At 62.7% G+C, this 17150-nt stretch carries 18 protein-coding genes; 9 read left to right on the top strand and 9 right to left on the bottom strand.

Annotated elements, in window-relative coordinates; translation table 11 throughout:
- Window positions 1-7 precede the first annotated feature (7 nt).
- The 3 genes from ABIE18_RS03685 to ABIE18_RS03675 are packed head-to-tail and all read right to left on the bottom strand — an operon-like array spanning window position 8 to window position 2859.
- The gene (locus ABIE18_RS03685; RefSeq protein ID WP_499721252.1) at window positions 8-1030 is read right to left on the bottom strand and encodes an NAD-dependent epimerase/dehydratase family protein; all 1023 of its coding nucleotides are present in this window, start codon (window positions 1028-1030) and stop codon (window positions 8-10) included.
- Window positions 1027-1998 (bottom strand): aldo/keto reductase, encoded by a 972-nt coding sequence (locus ABIE18_RS03680; RefSeq protein WP_499721250.1) that lies wholly within the window; start codon window positions 1996-1998, stop codon window positions 1027-1029. Before ABIE18_RS03680 ends, ABIE18_RS03685 begins: the two co-directional genes overlap by 4 nt.
- Before the next feature lie 39 nt (window positions 1999-2037).
- A complete protein-coding gene (locus ABIE18_RS03675; protein ID WP_499721248.1) occupies window positions 2038-2859 on the bottom strand; it encodes an aldo/keto reductase in 822 nt (273 codons plus the stop codon).
- A gap of 234 nt (window positions 2860-3093) precedes the next feature.
- Between ABIE18_RS03675 and ABIE18_RS03670 the strand changes: the two genes are divergently transcribed.
- Complete coding sequence (locus ABIE18_RS03670) at window positions 3094-3978, top strand: helix-turn-helix transcriptional regulator (RefSeq protein WP_499721247.1); 885 nt, start codon at window positions 3094-3096, stop codon at window positions 3976-3978.
- Window positions 3979-4027: 49 nt separating this feature from the next.
- On the opposite strand, the gene ABIE18_RS03665 is transcribed toward ABIE18_RS03670, so the two are convergent.
- Together ABIE18_RS03665 and ABIE18_RS03660 are read right to left on the bottom strand one after the other, a co-directional pair.
- Window positions 4028-4237: a dodecin gene (locus ABIE18_RS03665; RefSeq protein WP_377667018.1), complete on the bottom strand. Its 210-nt coding sequence runs from the start codon at window positions 4235-4237 to the stop codon at window positions 4028-4030.
- A gap of 108 nt (window positions 4238-4345) precedes the next feature.
- Complete coding sequence (locus tag ABIE18_RS03660; protein WP_499721246.1) at window positions 4346-5152, bottom strand: SDR family oxidoreductase; 807 nt, start codon at window positions 5150-5152, stop codon at window positions 4346-4348.
- 174 nt (window positions 5153-5326) lie between these two features.
- Here ABIE18_RS03660 and ABIE18_RS03655 point away from each other — a divergent pair, with 174 nt between their 5' ends.
- Window positions 5327-5755: a universal stress protein gene (locus ABIE18_RS03655; RefSeq protein WP_224094701.1), complete on the top strand. Its 429-nt coding sequence runs from the start codon at window positions 5327-5329 to the stop codon at window positions 5753-5755.
- Window positions 5756-5827: 72 nt separating this feature from the next.
- Here the strand turns inward: ABIE18_RS03655 and ABIE18_RS03650 are convergent, their stop codons facing one another.
- Together ABIE18_RS03650 and ABIE18_RS03645 are read right to left on the bottom strand one after the other, a co-directional pair.
- On the bottom strand, window positions 5828-6529 hold the full coding sequence (locus ABIE18_RS03650; protein WP_499721244.1) for a FadR/GntR family transcriptional regulator: 702 nt from the start codon (window positions 6527-6529) through the stop codon (window positions 5828-5830).
- A 79-nt stretch (window positions 6530-6608) separates the two neighbouring features.
- Entirely contained in the window at window positions 6609-7412 is an 804-nt protein-coding gene (locus ABIE18_RS03645) for an alpha/beta fold hydrolase (RefSeq protein ID WP_499721243.1), read from the bottom strand.
- Window positions 7413-7543: 131 nt separating this feature from the next.
- Between ABIE18_RS03645 and ABIE18_RS03640 the strand changes: the two genes are divergently transcribed.
- From ABIE18_RS03640 to ABIE18_RS03620, 5 genes are all read left to right on the top strand, one after another.
- On the top strand, window positions 7544-9034 hold the full coding sequence (locus ABIE18_RS03640) for a four-carbon acid sugar kinase family protein (protein WP_499721241.1): 1491 nt from the start codon (window positions 7544-7546) through the stop codon (window positions 9032-9034).
- A gap of 26 nt (window positions 9035-9060) precedes the next feature.
- Window positions 9061-9963, top strand: a complete 903-nt coding sequence (locus tag ABIE18_RS03635; RefSeq protein WP_499721239.1) for an NAD(P)-dependent oxidoreductase — start codon at window positions 9061-9063, stop codon at window positions 9961-9963.
- Window positions 9964-10061: 98 nt separating this feature from the next.
- Complete coding sequence (locus tag ABIE18_RS03630) at window positions 10062-11528, top strand: GntP family transporter (RefSeq protein ID WP_499721238.1); 1467 nt, start codon at window positions 10062-10064, stop codon at window positions 11526-11528.
- Complete coding sequence (locus tag ABIE18_RS03625) at window positions 11528-12403, top strand: class II fructose-bisphosphate aldolase (RefSeq protein ID WP_499721237.1); 876 nt, start codon at window positions 11528-11530, stop codon at window positions 12401-12403. The genes ABIE18_RS03630 and ABIE18_RS03625 overlap by 1 nt, the downstream gene beginning before the upstream one ends.
- A 51-nt stretch (window positions 12404-12454) precedes the next feature.
- Window positions 12455-12841 carry a DUF1304 domain-containing protein gene (locus tag ABIE18_RS03620; RefSeq protein ID WP_224094716.1) on the top strand — a complete coding sequence of 129 codons (387 nt, stop codon included), beginning with the start codon at window positions 12455-12457 and terminating at the stop codon, window positions 12839-12841.
- An 11-nt stretch (window positions 12842-12852) separates the two neighbouring features.
- On the opposite strand, the gene ABIE18_RS03615 is transcribed toward ABIE18_RS03620, so the two are convergent.
- Together ABIE18_RS03615 and ABIE18_RS03610 are read right to left on the bottom strand one after the other, a co-directional pair.
- Window positions 12853-13272: a VOC family protein gene (locus ABIE18_RS03615; RefSeq protein ID WP_499721235.1), complete on the bottom strand. Its 420-nt coding sequence runs from the start codon at window positions 13270-13272 to the stop codon at window positions 12853-12855.
- A 64-nt stretch (window positions 13273-13336) separates the two neighbouring features.
- Window positions 13337-14386, bottom strand: a complete 1050-nt coding sequence (locus ABIE18_RS03610) for an Lrp/AsnC family transcriptional regulator (RefSeq protein ID WP_499721234.1) — start codon at window positions 14384-14386, stop codon at window positions 13337-13339.
- Window positions 14387-14480: 94 nt separating this feature from the next.
- Here ABIE18_RS03610 and ABIE18_RS03605 point away from each other — a divergent pair, with 94 nt between their 5' ends.
- Window positions 14481-15896, top strand: coding sequence for an MFS transporter (locus tag ABIE18_RS03605; protein ID WP_499721233.1), 1416 nt, complete (start codon window positions 14481-14483; stop codon window positions 15894-15896).
- Entirely contained in the window at window positions 15893-17104 is a 1212-nt protein-coding gene (locus ABIE18_RS03600) for an amidohydrolase (protein ID WP_499721232.1), read from the top strand. Before ABIE18_RS03605 ends, ABIE18_RS03600 begins: the two co-directional genes overlap by 4 nt.
- Window positions 17105-17150 lie beyond the last annotated feature (46 nt).

The following is a 17150-nucleotide window of genomic DNA, read 5'->3' as shown; positions in this document are numbered from 1 at the left end:
CCACCCCTCATCGAGTCGACCACTCATAGAGTCGATCGCTCAGCTCCATGAAGTCTTCCGCAACCACCTGCAGTCCCGGATGCTGATCGTGCCAGTCGATGATCTCGCTCGCACCGTCCGCGAAAGGCATGGTTGCCTGGTAATCCGGCACGAGTGCCTTGATCTTGGAGTTATCGAACACCACCGAGTGCGAGCGGTCCCCCAGGAGGTTCGGGCCCAGCTCTTTGCTATGGGCGGCAATGGTCTCGGAGGAAACATGAAACAGCTCGGGTTCAGGAACCCCTGCTGCCCGGGCGAAGAGACGATAGATCTGGTTCCACGGCAAGAACTCGTCGGAAGTAATGGTGTAGCTCTCACCGACAGCCTGCGGCCTTCCCAAGAGGCCGACGAAGGCCTTGGCGAAATCACGGCTGTGGGTCAGCGTCCACAGGGAGGTCCCATCCCCATGAACCAACACGGGCATTCCCGCGCGCATGCGGTGAATGTCCGTCCAGCCACCCACCAGTGCGATCTTGGTCCGGTCGTAGGTGTGGGATGGCCGGACCACCGTCACAGGGAAGTCCTGCTCGCGGTAGGCCTCAAAGAACAACTCCTCACAGGCAATCTTGTCCTGCGAGTACTTCCAAAACGGGTTCTTCAGGGGAGTCGATTCCCTGATGGGCAAGGTGGTGGGTGGCTTTTGGTAGGCCGAGGCGGAACTAATAAAAACGTACTGACCCGTCCTCCCCCGGAACATCTCCAAGCCAGCCCGCGCATGAGTCGGAGTGAAGGAGATGAAGTCCGCTACGGCGTCGTACTCCCTTCCACGAAGTACCTCCCGCACCGCCCCGATGTCCCGGATATCCGCGTGGAGCACCTCGGCGCCCTCGGGAACCGGCCGCCCGGCTGACCGTCCCCTGTTGAGGATGGTCAGCCGGTGGCCCAGCGCGACGGCGCGTTCAGCCGCAGCCGCGCTGATGACCCCGGTCCCGCCGATGAACAGGATGTTCCGCGGCCGGACGGTGTCCGCTTGGGGGAGGAAGCTGCTCACCAGGCGTAATCCTCCGGGGCGGTGCGGTGGCCCGGGAAGATGTCATCGAGGCGCTTGAGGGCGTCCTCATTGAGGGTCACATCCAGTGCCCGGATTGCGGCATCCAGTTGCTCCTGCGTACGCGGTCCAACAATCGGCGCCGTCACCGAAGGCTGATGGAGCAACCAGGCCAAGGCAACGTCGCCGGGTTTCTGCCCGAGTTCGTCCGCGAAATCCTCGTACTGGCGGATCTGGTCCTCATGCTTGCGCAGCGTCTCCAGCGCACGGCCTTCCGTGCGGCGGACCCCCTGCTCTTCCTTCTTCAGCACGCCACCCAGCAGGCCGCCCTGCAGGGGAGACCACGGGATCAAGCCGAGTCCGTATTGTTGCGCTGCGGGGATGACTTCAAGCTCCAGTTCGCGCCGGAAGAGGTTGTAGATGGACTGCTCGCTGACCAGGCCCGTGTAATTGCGCCGGCGGGCGGCTTCCTGGGCCTGGGCGATGTGCCAGCCCGCAAAATTGCTGCTGCCCGAATACAGGATCTTGCCCTGCTGCACGGCAACCTCGATTGCCTGCCAGATCTCATCCCATGGCGTCTGGCGGTCGATGTGATGGAACTGGTAGACGTCGATGTAATCCGTCTGCAACCGCTTCAGGCTGGCATCCAGGGCGCGGCGAATGTTCAGCGCGGAGAGCTTTGATTCATTGGGACGATCCGTCATGGTGCCGTACAGCTTGGTGGCCAACACGGTCCGTTCCCGGCGCTCGCCGCCCTTTGCGAACCAGCGCCCGATGATTTCCTCGGTCCAGCCCCGGTGGCCCGAGCCGCCGTAGACGTTGGCGGTATCGAAGAAGTTGATGCCGGAATCCAGGGCGGAATCCATGATGGAGTGCGCCGTTGCTTCGTCCGTCTGGGGGCCGAAGTTCATGGTGCCCAGGCAGAGACGGGAAACCTTCAGGCCGGAGCGGCCAAGGTGGGTGTACTGCATGCTGTTGTGTCCTTTTTGTTTAGAACTGCGTAGGGGTGTTTAGAACTGCGTAAAAGCCGCGACGGCGGGATCGGAACCTATGCGGGCCCCGGCCTCCAGTGCGGTGATGGCAGCCAGTTCGGATTGGGTAAGGGTGAGATCGGCGGCGCCCAGGTTTTCCCGCATCCTGGCAGAGTCCGCGGACTTGGGGATCACGATGGTTCCTTGCGCGAGGTGCCAGGCCAGAATTACCTGGGCCGGGGTTGTTTCGTGTGCGGCAGCCACCAGGGCCACTACCTCGGCGTTCAGGTCCTTGCCCTGCCCCAACGGGCTGTACGCCTCAACGGCGATGCTGAGATCGCGGCACTTGTTTGCGAGATCGGCCTGCTGGAACGTGGGGTGCAGCTCGATCTGGTTCACGGCCGGCACTACGTCAGCTTCCCGCAACAGCTTGTCCACGTGGTCTGTGAGGAAGTTGGAGACGCCGATGGACCGGATCTGCTTGTCCTGGTAGAGCTTCTCCATCTCCTTCCAGGCCTGGGTGTACAGCCCCTGCGAAGGGACGGGCCAGTGGATCAGGTAGAGGTCAACTACCTCCAAGCCGAGGGCGTCGCGGCTGCGTTGGAAGGCGTCGTACGCCTCACCCTGCTCGCCATTGCGGAGCTTGGTGGTGATGAAAAGGTCTTCCCTGGGAAGGCCTGAGGCGGCGATGGCTGCGCCCACGCCAGCCTCGTTCCGATAGGCGGCGGCAGTATCGATGTGTCGGTATCCCGCCTCCAAAGCGTCTTCCACCACTTTCTGTGTTTCTTCCGGAGGAACCTGGAAAACACCGAATCCGAGCTGGGGAATGGTGACGCCGTTGTTTAGGGTCAGCTCTGGCATGAGGTCTCCTTCGAGGTAGATATTTCCAGGCCTGCCCGTGGTTCCTGTGAGTTCGGCCGAGGTAAGCCGGGTTTTCCAGAAAGCGTTTTCGGGAGGCTCTGTACTGAGCCTATTCAGTTTTCGTCGGAGAGTCAGCAATCCAGCCTGATCCTGTTTTTCCTAGGTCTGACAGTCCTACCCAAATCGGTGGTCCTGCTCTGGTCTTGCCCGCCGCGATAACGGCAGAATGGACGGATGGGTCAAAGCGCCGAGTTCGGAAAATTCCTCAAAGTCATGCGTGCCCGCCTTTCGCCGGAGGACGCCGGGGCCCAGGAGTCCACCGGCTCACGCCGGGTGCCCGGTCTCCGCCGCGAAGAGGTGGCGAGGCTCTCCGGGGTGAGCACCGACTACTACACACGCCTGGAGCAAGGCCGGAACATCCACCCGTCCAAGGCAGTCCTCGACTCTGTAGCGAGGGCACTGCGGCTGGACGCGGGGGAGCATGCGCACATGTTGGACCTGCTGGAGCACTGCGCCAGTTCAGCCGGAAATCCCGGCCCTGCCCAAAAGGTGCGCCCCGCGTTGCGGCAACTGCTGGACGCCGTGGGGGATGTACCCGCAATGGTCCTGGGGCGACGCGCGGATGTACTGGCCGGAAACCGGATGGCGCATCTGCTGTTCACGGATTTCACAGCACTGCCCGCGGCTGAACGGAACCTGACCCGCTGGATCATTCTGGATCCTGCAGCGAAGGATCTGTTCAGGGACTGGAAAACCGTGGCCGCCGAGGCAGTGGGCGCTTTGCGGATGGACGTCGGCAGGCACCCCAACGATCCCCAGACCAACCAGCTCGTAGGCGAACTTGCGGTGCACAGCGAGCATTTCCGTCAATGGTGGGCTGGGCACAGGGTGGCCTCACGCTCTGCCGGTACGGTGAGATTGCACCACACACTGGTTGGCGATGTTGAACTGAACTTTGAAACGCTAAGCCTCCCGGACGACCCCGACCAGCTGCTGAGGGTCCATTCCGCGAAGGCCGGTTCGCCGTCGTCGGACGCCCTGACGCTGCTCAGCAGCTTTGGCGAGGTATCGGCAGCGACCACCCCGGCGCCCGAACCCGCCCGCCGGGATGACAGTTGACGCCCATGTTTTTGTGGACATGGGCGTCAAGTGTTAGCTAGCGGAGGGCTCAGCGCTCCAAGCGGAAACCAAGCTTGATGGTTACCTGCCAGTCGGCAATTGCGCCGTCCTCCAGATGACCGCGGATCTCTTTCACCTCGAACCAGTCCAGGTTACGCAGCGTCTGGGAGGCGGCAGCGATTCCATTCCTGACGGCCGCATCGACGCCCTCGGAAGAAGTGCCAACAATTTCGGAAACGCTATATGTGTGGTCAGCCATGGTGCTCCTCATCATCGTCCCTGAATCTTTGAAAATGCTGGCCCGCTCGGCAGGCCGTTCCTGCAGACTAGCCCACGGACGTCCGTGGGGGCCAGAGGTCTGGCGGGCTCAGCTTTCGCGCCAGTCATTGCCCGTGATATGCGATCCTGCATGCGGTCCCATCTGGAGCATTCCGCCGTCCACCGGCCACGAGGCGCCAGTGACGTAGCTGGAATCCGGGGAGGCCAGGAAAGCGATGACGGCCGCAATTTCCCGTGCGTCACCTGGACGGCCAAGGGGCACGCCCGGCCGTTCCTTCTGCCTGGGGTCCTCGTCCGTTTGGCCCGTCATGGGTGTTGCGATCTCACCGGGAGCCACGTTGTTGGCGGTGATGCCGAACTCTGCGAGTTCCAGTGCCATGGTCTTGATGAGGCCGCCAAGGCCGTGCTTTGAGGCGTCGTAGGCGGAGGCTCCGACCCGCGGCTGGAACTCGTGCACGCTGGTGACGGCGATGATGCGTCCGCCGCGGCCCGCATTGACCATGCGTTTGGCAGCTGCTTGCATGGCGACGAATGCGCCGTTGAGGTTGGTGTCCAAGGTGGACATCCAGGTGTCGTAGTCCAGTTCCAGGAACTTGGTGCCATCTCCCGTTCCGGAGTTGTTCACGAACACGTCCACGCCTCCGAGTTCCTCGGCCAGCTTGTCAATGCTGGCAGCGGTTTCGGAGACGTTCGTGGTGTCCAGGTGGTGCACCACCGCTTTGCGGCCCAGGCCGCGGACTTCTTCTGCGGTGTCCTCGGCGCCCTGCTGGTCCGTGTGCCAGGTGATGCCGACATCCATGCCTGCCTTGGCCAGCGCAACCGCCGTGGCACGTCCTATCCCTGAGTCAGATCCTGTGACGATGGCGGTTTGCGGGGAAAATGATGCCTCGCTCATGTCCTTGCCTTCCGGTCGCGTGATGGTTCCGATGACTTATCCCTACCCGGACACACCGGATCGTAAACACGCAGGCTGGAAGATGCCGGTTCTTCCCGGATCCCGGCGGCGGATGGTGATGGAGTGTAGATTTTTAGCAGCACCACCAGTGAATTCCCACAACCAGGAGTACTCATGTCTGAAGTTATTGTCGTCGGCGTTGACAGCAGCGAAACGGCCAAACGCGCAGCAGTGGCAGCAGCGAAGCTTGCCACAGCCCTTGGCGCCGAGTTGCATGTCATCAGCGGGTTCTCCGATGACCGCATTGAAGAATTTGGCAGCGGCAGCGACAGGATCACGGTTTCTTCGGCGGACTCCGCAGAATACGTAGCCCGCAAGGTCTCTGAGGAACTTGATGTTCCCAGTGGCAACATCAAGTACTTCGCAGCCCGCGGTACGCCGGCCAACGCACTCATCAACTACGCCGAGACCAACAACGCCTCGTTGATCGTGGTGGGAAACAAGCGGATGAAGGGCCTGGGCCGTGTCTTGGGCAGCATCGCCAACAGCGTGGCACACGGTGCTCCGTGCGACGTGTACATCGTGAACACGGACGTCGACTAAACCTGACTCAACGGGGGGACAGTAAACGTCCCAATGGACTTCCATTGGGACGGTTGCTGTCCCCTGCTTGGGTTAAGCCTCCAGGACGTACGTCTTCAGATCGTCCAAGGTCTGCTGCATGTGGGCGTCCATGGCCAGCCGGGCTTCATGCGGATTACGCGACTCCAAGGCCGCTGCGATTTTCCGGTGATGGCCGATCGCGTGCTCCTGGATTTCAGCGAATGCTGAGGTCTGCGTCCGCCGTGCCTCAAGCACACGATGCAGCGGCTCGAACAGTACAGCCACGAACACGTTGCCCGAGGCATGGAGGATGACATCGTGGAAAGCGAGATCGGCTTCCACGAAGGCGGCCACGTCATCGACCTCGTGTGCGGCTTGCATCTTTTCAACGTGCTCTTTCAGGGTGATCAGCTCGTCGTCGGAGATGCGTTCCGCTGCGAGTTCGCAGGCACCGGTCTCCAGCATCCGGCGCAGCTCGATGAGCTGGACGGCAGCGGCCGCGTCTTTGGTTCCCTCGGAAGCGGCACGCAGGACGGCCTCCAGGGATGCCCACTGGTTCAGTGGATTCACGAATGTTCCGCGGCCGCGTTCCACACTGAGGATCCGCTGCGCCTCGAGGGTCTTCATGGCTTCGCGCACGGTCATGCGGCTCACCTCGTGCCGTGCGCTGAGCTCCAGTTCGCCAGGGACAATCGTCCCGGGCGGAAACTCGCCCGCGATGATCCGGTCCAGCAGCTCATCAGCAACGACGCCCACCAGCGACTTGCGTGCCATGTATCCCCATTTCCTGTAATTCAGACCCTCCGGCACCTCATGGATGTTTTCCTCCAGGCGCGGATGGTTGTCAGACATCTTACGCTGGCGGTGGCCAGCTCGTTTTCCAAAATTCACACAAAATCGTGGCGCATTCTTCCGGCTGCTCCCAATGGACGCTGTGACCGGCGTCTGGAATGGCCTTCAAGCTGCGCGTTGGGCTTGCGGCCACGAATGCGGCCATCTGTTCCATGGACCGCACGCGGTCCCCTGTGCCTGCGATCACCAGCAGTGGCGCCTGAACCCGGCCGGGCACGGAAGGTTCGACGCCGGTCATGGCCGCCCAGGCGCTGGCGGACAGAATCCGGAACGGCGTATCGAATCCTTTGCTGAGCAGCTCCGTGTCTTCCGGGGAGAGGTGCCCATACCAGGCGTTCATGAGCTTCAGCTTGGTACCCGCGTCGAAGTATCCCTGCTCCAGCTGTGACACCAAGAGGTTCTTGAAGCCCTCGTTTTGAGGTGCCGGAACCATTCCTACCAGAGCCACTGTTGCCACTAGTTCTGGATGCTTTGCCGCCAAGGTCAGTGAGACGCTGCCGCCCATCGAATGCCCCACCAGGTGCGCCGCCCCTTTTGTCCGGGCGCGGATCGCTGCTGCAACTGAAGCGGCGGCAGAGTCCAGCGTCCACTCGAAGTCCGGCGGCAGGTCCTGACCGGGGTGATAGCCGGGGAGGTCGAGGATCCACACTTCGCGTCCGGCGTCGAGCAGTAGCTTTGCCAGCGGCTCCCAGTACACGGATCCCGAAGCCCAGCCGTGGATGAGCACAACGGGGACTTGCCCGCCGGGGGAACGCGAGGAGGTTCTCACGTCCACAAAGGGGAGTGGAGTTGCAACGCCGGCCATGTCTCCAGACTAATGACGCACGGCATCTTGCGCGGTGAAGGGCGCTGTGTCACACTGGCTACGAAATGTTAGATGTCTGACATCTTACATTCACTAAACCGCTACACAGATTTCCCACGATGGAGTGCACCGTGACCCTTGAAGCAGACGTTCTGGCCTCTTTCCCGGCGGAGGTCCAGATTCCGGCTCAGCTGGTTGCTGACGCCGTTGCCGCGTCCTCGGCTGAGGCCCCCCGCGTCCTGGTAGTCCTCGACGACGACCCCACGGGAACGCAGTCGGTCGCGGATCTCGCCGTCCTCACCCGTTGGGACGTCGCGGACTTCACCTGGGCCTTCAATCACATTCGCGAGAGCCAGACCAAGCCCGCCGTCTACGTCCTCACCAACACCCGCAGCCTGGATCCAGCAGAGGCCGCAGCGCGGAACGAGGAAATCGTTCGGAATGCACTGGCAGCAGCGGCCGGGAACGTCAGCCTCGGCTTCGTCAGCCGCAGCGACTCCACCCTGCGCGGCCACTACCCGCTGGAACCGGACGTCATTGCCGCCGCCGTGGCCGCCGAGACCGGTGAAACCACCGACGGCGTCGTCATCGTTCCGGCATTCCCCGACGCCGGTCGCGTCACCATCGGCGGTGTGCACTACATGCGCGGCGACGCCGGCACCCTAACCCCGGTGTCCGAGACGGAATTCGCGAAGGACGCGTCCTTCGGTTTCGCCAACTCCGAGATGGCCAAGTATGTGGAGGAGAAGTCGGAGGGCCGGTTCCCCGCAAGCGATGTGATCGTCCTTGACCTCAACATCATCCGTGCCGGCGCATCGGCCCAGGACCCGGCCATCTCAGCGAAGGCGATCGCCGACGCCATTGAGTCCGCTACCAACTCCACTCCGATCGTGGCCGACATCGTCACCGAAAACGACTTCCGGGCTTTGGCCCTCGGCCTCGAAGAAGCCGAACGTCGCGGCAAGAAGCTCCTCTACCGCGTGGGTCCGCCATTCGTCCGTGGCCGCATCGGCCAGGAAATCCGCACCGCACTGACCGCCGAAGAGGCCTACGCCGGCAACACTCCCTCCACAGCCGGTGGCCTGATCGTGGTTGGCTCGCACGTTGGCGTCACCACACGCCAGCTCAGCGCCCTGACGGCAGCGCACAGCTCCGCGCGCATTATCGAGATCGACGTTGAGAAGCTCCTCGCAGCCGAAACCGAAGCGGAAGCTGACGGTTACATCGCCACGGTGGTGTCCGACGTCGTTGATGCCCTCCACCAAGGCGACGTGATCGTCCACACCAGCCGCCTGCTCATCAAGACCGACGACGCCGCAGCGAGCCTGAAGATCGCCCGCACAGTCTCGGCCGCCGTCGTCAACGTAGTGAACCGGACGCTGAAAACCTTCCCGCCGCGGTTCGTTATCGCCAAAGGTGGCATCACGTCCTCGGATGTTGCGGCGCACGGACTGGAGATCCGGCACGCAATCGTCCGCGGACCGATGCTGCCGGGCATCGTCTCGCTCTGGGAACCGGTGGATGGCCCGGCGAAAGGCATCCCGTACATCGTGTTCGCCGGCAATGTGGGCGATGACCAGTCCCTGGCCCAGGTCACCCGCAAACTCAGCGCAACCTTCTAACCCGCAAAAATTCAATGGAGGACACCATGACCAGCAGCAACTACACCGTCACCGTTCTGGGCCTCGGCGCCATGGGCCTGCCCATGGCCACCCGCCTCGCGTCTGAGTTGACCGTCCACGGTTTCGACATCGCCGAAGCCCGCCTGGAGCTCGCCGTCGAAGCCGGCATCAAGACGTTCGCTTCTGCCCGCGAAGCCTCGCAGGATGCCGACGCGCTGCTCCTGGCCGTTCGCAACGGTGAGCAGCTCAACGATGTCCTGTTCGGCGAAAACGGCGTTGCCTCGGTTCTTAAGCCGGGCGCCGTTGTCATCCTCGGCAGCACCGTCGGGACCGAGGCCATCCCGGCCACCGTCGAGAAACTGGCCGAGTACGGTGTTTCACTCGTGGACGCGCCACTGTCCGGTGGACCGAAACGTGCGGGCGAAGGGGATCTCCTGATTGTTGTTGGCGCCGAACCGGAGGCGCTTGAAAAAGCCAAGCCCGCGTTGGAACTGCTGGCATCAACCCTGAGCATCGTGGGTGACAAGCCCGGCGACGGCCAGGCCCTCAAGACCGTGAACCAGTTGCTCTGCGGCGTACACATCGCCGCAGCTGCAGAGGCCATGGCCCTGGCCGACGCTCTGGGTCTTGACCAAGCAAAGACCCTTGCGGCCCTCGAAGCCGGAGCAGCAGGTTCCTTCATGCTGTCCAACCGCGGACCCCGCATCTTGGAGGCCTATACCGAGGACGGAGCGGAGGTCCTCAGCCGCCTGGACATCTTCGTGAAAGACATGGGCATCGTCGGCAAAGCCACCCGCGCTGCCGGCCTTGCCGCACCCGTTGCAGCCGCTGCGGAACAGCTTTACCTTCTCGGCCAGGCCCAGGGCCTCGCCGCCGCCGACGACTCCGCAGTCATCAAGGTTGTCGCGCCCACAAAGCGCACCAACTAACCCCAACAAAACCCGCGACGACGGCGGTCCCCCCTTCGCCGTCGTCGCCACCTCCCGCCGGTCTTCTCTAGACTGGTATGTCAAAGGAGACACCCCCAATGAATCCCCTCATCAACTCCTTGGTGGTCCGGGCTGCTGATGCCCCCGCCATCAAACCGGCAGTGGAACTGGGAACACCCCTGTTGCTGACTATCGCTGCTGCGGGCATTGCCCTGCTGCTGGTGCTGATCATCCGCTTCAAGATCCAGGCCTTCGTTGCCCTGTTGGCTGTCAGCATCCTGGTAGGTGTGGCGGCCCAGATTCCGCTCAAAGACATCTTCACCGTGGTGGCCAACGGCGTTGGCAGCACCATGGGCAAGGTCGCTTTGTTGATTGCGCTCGGCGCCATTCTTGGCCGCATGATCGAGGTATCCGGCGGCGTGCAGTCGTTGGCTACACACTTCACTGAGAAGCTCGGAGCCAAGCGCGTTGCCATCGCCTTGACGGCCGTGGGCTTCCTCGTGGCGATTCCGGTGTTCTTCGAGGTGGGCGTCATCGTCCTCGTCCCGATTGTTTACGCCTTCGCCAAGATCGCGAACGTTCACCCGATCAAGTTCGGCCTGCCCATGGCCGGCATCATGCTGTCCATCCACGTGGCTGTCCCGCCGCACCCGGGAATCGTTGCGGGCGCTGGTGTCTTTGGCGCCGACATTGGCCTCATCACCCTGATTTCGCTGATCATCTGCGTGCCGCTTGGCTTCCTGTCCTACTGGGTTGCCAGCATCATGAACCGCAAAGAGTACGAGTTGCTCCCCGGTATCAAGGCACAGGTGAAGGAATTCGGGTCCGAGTCTCTGGTCCACGTGGGCTCAGACGGTCCCGGCGCCCGCGCCATCGCCCCTCCGCGTCCCGGCCTGATCATGTTCCTGATCGCTGCTCCGATCGTCCAGATCCTCGTGGGCACCCTGGGAACGCTGACCATTGCCAAGGACAACTACTGGTACGGCGTGGCCGCGTTCATCGGCAACCCGTTCTTCGCGCTCCTCGTGGCGGTAGCCCTCTCCTTCTTCCTGCTGGCAGTCCGCCGCAACTGGTCCCTCAAGGAAACCGGCGAGATCTTCGAAGGCGCCTTGCCTCCCATCGCGTCCATCCTCATGGTGGTTGCAGCTGGTGGCGTGTTCGGTGAGGTCCTGCGCACCTCCGGCATCGGCGCCGCCCTGTCCCACACGCTGGACAGCCTGGGCCTGCCGGTGATCGTGCTTGGCTTCGTTATCTCCCTGGCACTGCGCGCCGCCCAAGGTTCGGCCACCGTTGCCATTGTCACGACCACCGGACTGCTCACTTCCGCAGTGATGGAAGGCGGCTACACGCCCGCCCAGATTGCCGTGATCGTGATCGCCATCGGATTCGGCGCGTTGGGGCTCTCCCACGTGACGGACGCAGGTTTCTGGACCGTGATCCGGTACTACGGGCTTACCGTCACGGACGGTCTCAAGACCTGGACCGTCCTCACCACCATCCTCGGCCTGGCTGGCTTCGCACTGACCTACGTTGCCTGGATCCTGGTGGGAGGTCTGGCCCACTAATGCGCGCCAAACTGGATCAGTTGGTCATTTCCGCCCTCGCTGACGGCTCTGCTGTTCCGGCCTTCACCTGCTACGACTTCACTACCGCGCTAGCCGTTGTTTCGGCGGCGGAGGAAGCCCGGCTCGGTGTTGGCCTGCTGGTGGCGCCCAAGACGGCATCAACGCCCAACGGGCTCAGGCTCATCGCAGCACTTCGCGGCCTGGCCGACGACGCAAGCGTCCCGGTATCCGTCCAGCTGGATCACGCCTCGGACCTGCAGGTCATCAAGGATTCCGTGGCTGCCGGGGCGGATGCAGTGCTTGCCGATGGTTCGTCCTTGCCGTTCGAGGACAACATCGCCTTCGTTCGCGAAGTCCGTGCGGCGCTGGACGATGAGGGTTTCTCCGACGTCGTGATCGAAGCAGAACTTGGCGGCCTCGCCGGCGACGAGGACAAGGCTTTCGGCGCCGAAGACTCAGCGCACGACGCCGGTACTTCAGTCGCCGGCCTCACTGATCCGGCGCAGGTGGCCGAGTTCGTTGCGCGGACCGGAGCGCAACTGCTCGCCGTTGCGGTGGGGAACGTGCACGGCAAGTACAAGGGTGAGCCCACCATCCGCTGGGATGTGCTGCAGGACGTTGCTGCGCGCACCGAGGTCCCGCTGGTGCTGCACGGCGCCTCCGGCATCCCCGCTGACCAGCTCTCAAAGGCTCCTGCCATGCAGGTTGGCAAGGTGAACTTCAATACTGAGCTGCGCACCGGAATCCTGGCGACCCTCGAAGCCGAAACCGCCGCCCACCGGGCCGACGGTGAGAACCTCCAGGGCCTGCTGGATCGATGGAATGGTTCCGCGTGGTCCTTCGCCGGGGCGACGCTGGCGATGCTCAGTGACTGACACAACCCTGCCCTTACAGGCTCTGTAACACGGGGAGGCTAGGATCAGACCATGATTCTGGCCTCCCTGATTTTCGCCCTGCTTGCGGCGTTGCTCCACGTGTATATCTTCACCATGGAATCCATCACATGGACCAAGCCAGCTACATGGAAACGATTCAGCGTGACATCGCAGGCCGACGCCGAAACCACCAAGCCACTTGCTTACAACCAGGGTTTCTACAACCTCTTCCTGGCCATCGGCGCGTTGATAGGCATTATCGCAGTGGCCATGGGTGCTCCGCAGGTGGGCTGGACCCTCGTCTTCAGCTGCTGCGGTTCCATGCTCCTTGCGGCACTGGTGCTCGCTGCAAGTGGCAAAAAGTATCTCCGCCCTGCGGTTCTCCAAGGGACAACGCCGCTGCTCGCCGTCGTGCTTGGCGTGCTGGCTGTCCTTTAGGGCGCTGTTGCTTAGTGCTCCGGCGGGCCGCTCTGCGCTGCGGCCTGGTCCATCCACACAACCTCCCAGTGGTGGCCGTCGAGGTCACGGAACGCCCTGCTGTACATGAACCCGAGGTCCTTGGGGTCGTACGTCTCGGAACCTCCGGCTTCGAGCGCCTTAGCGGCCAAGGCATCTACACCTTCGCGGCTGTCGGCAGAGATGGCAACAATTGCCGCCGTCGAGTTCTGAGTGTCCGCGATGGGCTGACTGGTGAACTGACTGAATTTGTCGTGAGTCAGGAGCATTGTGTAGATGGTGTCGCTAAAGACCACGCAAGCGGCAGTCTCATCGGTGAAGTTCGGATTGATGGAGTAGCCGAGGGCGGTGTAGAAGGCCTTGGACGCCTCGAGGTCGCTGACGGGCAGGTTCACGAAAATGGACGTAGTCATGGGTTCGATCCTGCCGGTGTTTCGCCATCCAGTCCAGAGCACGATAAGCGGTTGTGAATAACGCTTAGGAAGTCTCCCGCCACAGCGGCAGGGGTACCACGCTGCGGCTGCGACCTGCTTCGTCCAGGACGTGGCCCAACCGCTTAAAGGTCCGGACTACAGCCTGCCTTGAGATGACTGCACTTCCGGGAGCCCGCTGGGCAAGTTCGCGTTCGTAGGCCTGGACCTCCAGATAGTCCCGGACCCACAAAGTGACCAGCAGGTTCTGTGCGCCAAGGACTTGGGCGCTCAAGCGACAGTTGGGCAAGGCCGCGAAGAAGCTGCCCACACCGTCAACGTACTCAGCTGGAACGTTCAGGACGAGCGTCACTTCCCTCAGTCCCTGCTGGGCGGAGCTGGACGCATCGCATCTCAGCGTCATGTAGCCGGTAGCCAGGAACCTTTCCACCCGCCGTCGGGCTGTTTGGGGCGAAACGCGGCAGGCGGCACCCAGTTCCGCCCAGCTCGCCCTGCCATCCTTGGCGAGCTCTTCCAACAATGCTGCATCAAGCCGGTCCGGGGCGTAGGCCGACTGCTCGGGCAGGGGTTCCGCTGACACGAGCCTTGCACGTGCGGGTTCAAGCGTGCCGCTGCGCCATTCTGAGGCCTGTCGATACAACTTGGTGACGAAAACGACCTCACGATGGGTGACGCCGGGCAGCCTTGGAAAGGCGCCCGTGACGATATCCATCAACTCTTCATGGCTGGATGCAAAGCAGTCAATGAAGAGATCGTGCGCGCCTGTCACCAAAGAAACAGTGCCGAACGCAGGTTCGGAGCACAACTGCTCGATCAGCGCCTCGCTCTCGCTGGGCGAGGATGACAGATGGATGAAGGCAGACCACCCGGCACTGAGATAGCGCTGTCCGGGTGCAGGTGTGATCCAAGCCTGGCCCTGGCCGGCGAGGGCGTTCCATCGCCTTGCCACTGTGGGCGCAGACAGCTCAAGGGCGTCAGCAATCCGGCTCCACTCTGCCCTCGGATTGATTTGGAGGGCATTCAGGATTTCGAGGTCCAGCTCAGAAATTATGGCTGATTCGTTCACCGGAACCTTCTTCATGTCTATTTCAAACAATTTTCCAACCAGTCTAGACGAGCACAATATCGTCGTGACTCGCATCACTAATCGGCGGCCCACCCTCAACAGGCCCAAGACCACAAGGAAGCACATGGGAAGCAAGACAGCACTAGCGGCGGCGTCAGGAACGCGCCGGTCCATTGCGGGAATGATCTTCGCAATGGCATTGATTGAATCACTGAGCGGGGTCACCCAGGGGTACCTGAACCCGATCCTCCCCGCGCTCGGACCCGTCTTCGACATCGACGATCCAACCATCAACGGCATCTTCCTGATCTCCAACGTGAGCTTTGCGGTTCTCACTCCGATCATTTCAAGGCTCGGCGACAGCTACGGATACAGGCTGGTGCTGCGCTGGTCCACAGGGGTAGTGACGCTCGGAGTGCTTCAGATGGCGTTGTGGCCCTCGCTGTGGACAGTAACGATCGGCGTGGTCATGCTTACCTGCGTGGTGGGCTTCATCCCCCTCATGATGGGCATCCTGCGTGTTAGCAGCCCTGGGCATACGCGCACTGGCGTGAGCGTCATGATCGGGATGCTCATGATCATGGTGGGAGCCGGCGGACTCTTTGCCGGAATCGTTGGGGTCACCAGTCCGACACTCGGTTTCTGGGTGGCGGTTCCTTTCGCGGTGGTCGCCTTCATCTCATCCTTCTTACTGCCCGACGCCGGTGTGCCGACTCGTGAGGGCATCGCGCTTGGGCCGTTGCTGGCTTGCTCGCTCGGTCTCATTGGTTTTGTTGTGGCGCTCTCGATGGCGCCCGAATGGGGTTGGCTGGATGCCCGCACTTTGGTCGCTGGCCTGCTGGGCGTATCCCTTCTGGCCTACTGGGCCAAGAGTGATTTCAGTGCAACCCAGGGTAAACGTTTCATGGACCTGCGGATGCTGGCCATTCCGCGGATCCGCTCCATTTCACTCGCCACGTTCTTCTTTGGCTTCGCGTCCATCAGCTACTTCGGCACCAACGGGATATTCCTGCACTCCAATCCCGACAAGACGGGTTACGGATTTGCCCTGAGCCCCTTGATGATCGCCATTGTCCTGGCCTTGGCCTCCGTTCTCTCGCTTGTGTCCTCGCTGCTCACGGCCCGGGTTTTGCGAAAATTCGGTGAGCGGGCCACACTCGTCTTTGCCGGCCTCCTCCTGGCATGCGGTTTCCTGGTCATGATCCTGGCGCACGGGACTTTGTCCGGTTACTGCTTGGGCTTCGCCATGTTCAACCTAAGCCTGGGGATGTACCAGGCCGGGACCCGCTCATTGTCTGTGGAAGGCGTCCCATTGGCGGAAACTTCAACTGCGGCCGGACTCAATGAGCTCGCGTTGTCTGTAGGGATCGCCGTGGGTGCGGCCGTGGTGAAGCTGATCTCATCTGCATCCGTCGAATCCGGCCGCATCACTGAGGCCGGGCTTCTGTCCATCTGGGGAGCCTTGGCAGTGGCCGCACTGATCGCGGCGGCGGCAAGCGCCCGCTACCCGAAGCGCGAGAACGCCGAGGTGTCCGCATGATCGCCGCTGGTCTTAACAGCAAGAGCCGCGAGGCCGCCGTCGTACGCGTATCCCAAGGCGAGATCGAGGCCGCGCTGAAGGCCGCCATCGAGCGGTGGAAACCGGACCTGCTGGACCTCAGCCACGCCATCCACGCCGATCCGGAGCTCGGCGGTCAGGAGTTCCGTGCCGTCAAGCGCATCAGGCGGCTTCTCCGTACTGCTGGCTTCCGCCTCGATGATTGCCAGCCACTGCAGGCCACCGCGTTGAGCGCGAGCTACGGAAGCGGTGAACTGGTGGTGGCCCTCTGCGCTGAGTATGACGCCCTGCCGGACATTGGCCACGCCTGCGGGCACAACGTCAATGCTGCCAGTGCTGTGGGGGCGGCGCTGGCCCTGGCGGCGGTGGCCGACGAGCTCGGCATCACTGTCAAAGTGCTCGGAACGCCGGCGGAGGAGACCACCGGCGGCAAAGTGGACCTGATCGCGGAAGGCTTCTTCGAGGACGTCTCGCTGGCGATGATGGTTCACGCCGGTGCGGCTGACGTAGTAGGAGGTTCGTCGTTGGCGATGTCCATGTGGGACGTGTTGTTCGAGGGCAGGCCGGCCCACGCCGCTGCTGCCCCGATGGAAGGGGTCAACGCCCTGGACGCACTTGTCGTCGCGCAGACGGCCATTGCGCTGGCGAGGCAACAGCTCCCGATCGGGTCGATCATTTCGCTGATCGTCACTGAAGGTGGAAGCGCCGTCAACGTCATCCCCGAGCGTGCACGGGCGAGCGTTGAGATGCGGGCTCCGAGCATCGAGAAGCTGCGAATCATCCAGGACAAGGTCCGGCGCTGCCTCGAAGCAGGCGCCCACGCCAGCGGTTGCACCCTGGAAGTCACGCCAACCGGCAATGACTACGCCGAACTCCGACAAGACCCGTTCCTATCGCATGCCTACCGCGCAGCCATGACGGCCATCGGACGGGACGTTGTCTTCAATGCCGATCCCGTGGCCTCAACGGACATGGGGAATGTCTCCCAACTGGTGCCAACCATCCACCCGATGGTTGGCTACGACGTTCGTGGCGCAGCCCATCACACAGCCGAATTCGCCGCCTTTGGCGCTTCGGTTGGCGCCGACAAGGCAGTACTTGACGGATCGTTCGGTCTGGCCGCGGCCGCATGCGCTGGCGCCTTGGACCCGGAGGAACGGAGGCGGTTACTGACCAGGCCGGGCCACTAGCACCTGCCAACGCCAGCACCGCTGGTCCGCACGGCACCCGGGGCGG

It is taken from the genome of Arthrobacter sp. 2762 (assembly GCF_040548745.1).
GTDB lineage: Bacteria > Actinomycetota > Actinomycetes > Actinomycetales > Micrococcaceae > Arthrobacter.
Note: the sequence above shows the minus strand (reverse complement) of the source record. Positions and strands in the feature narration are given on the sequence as shown.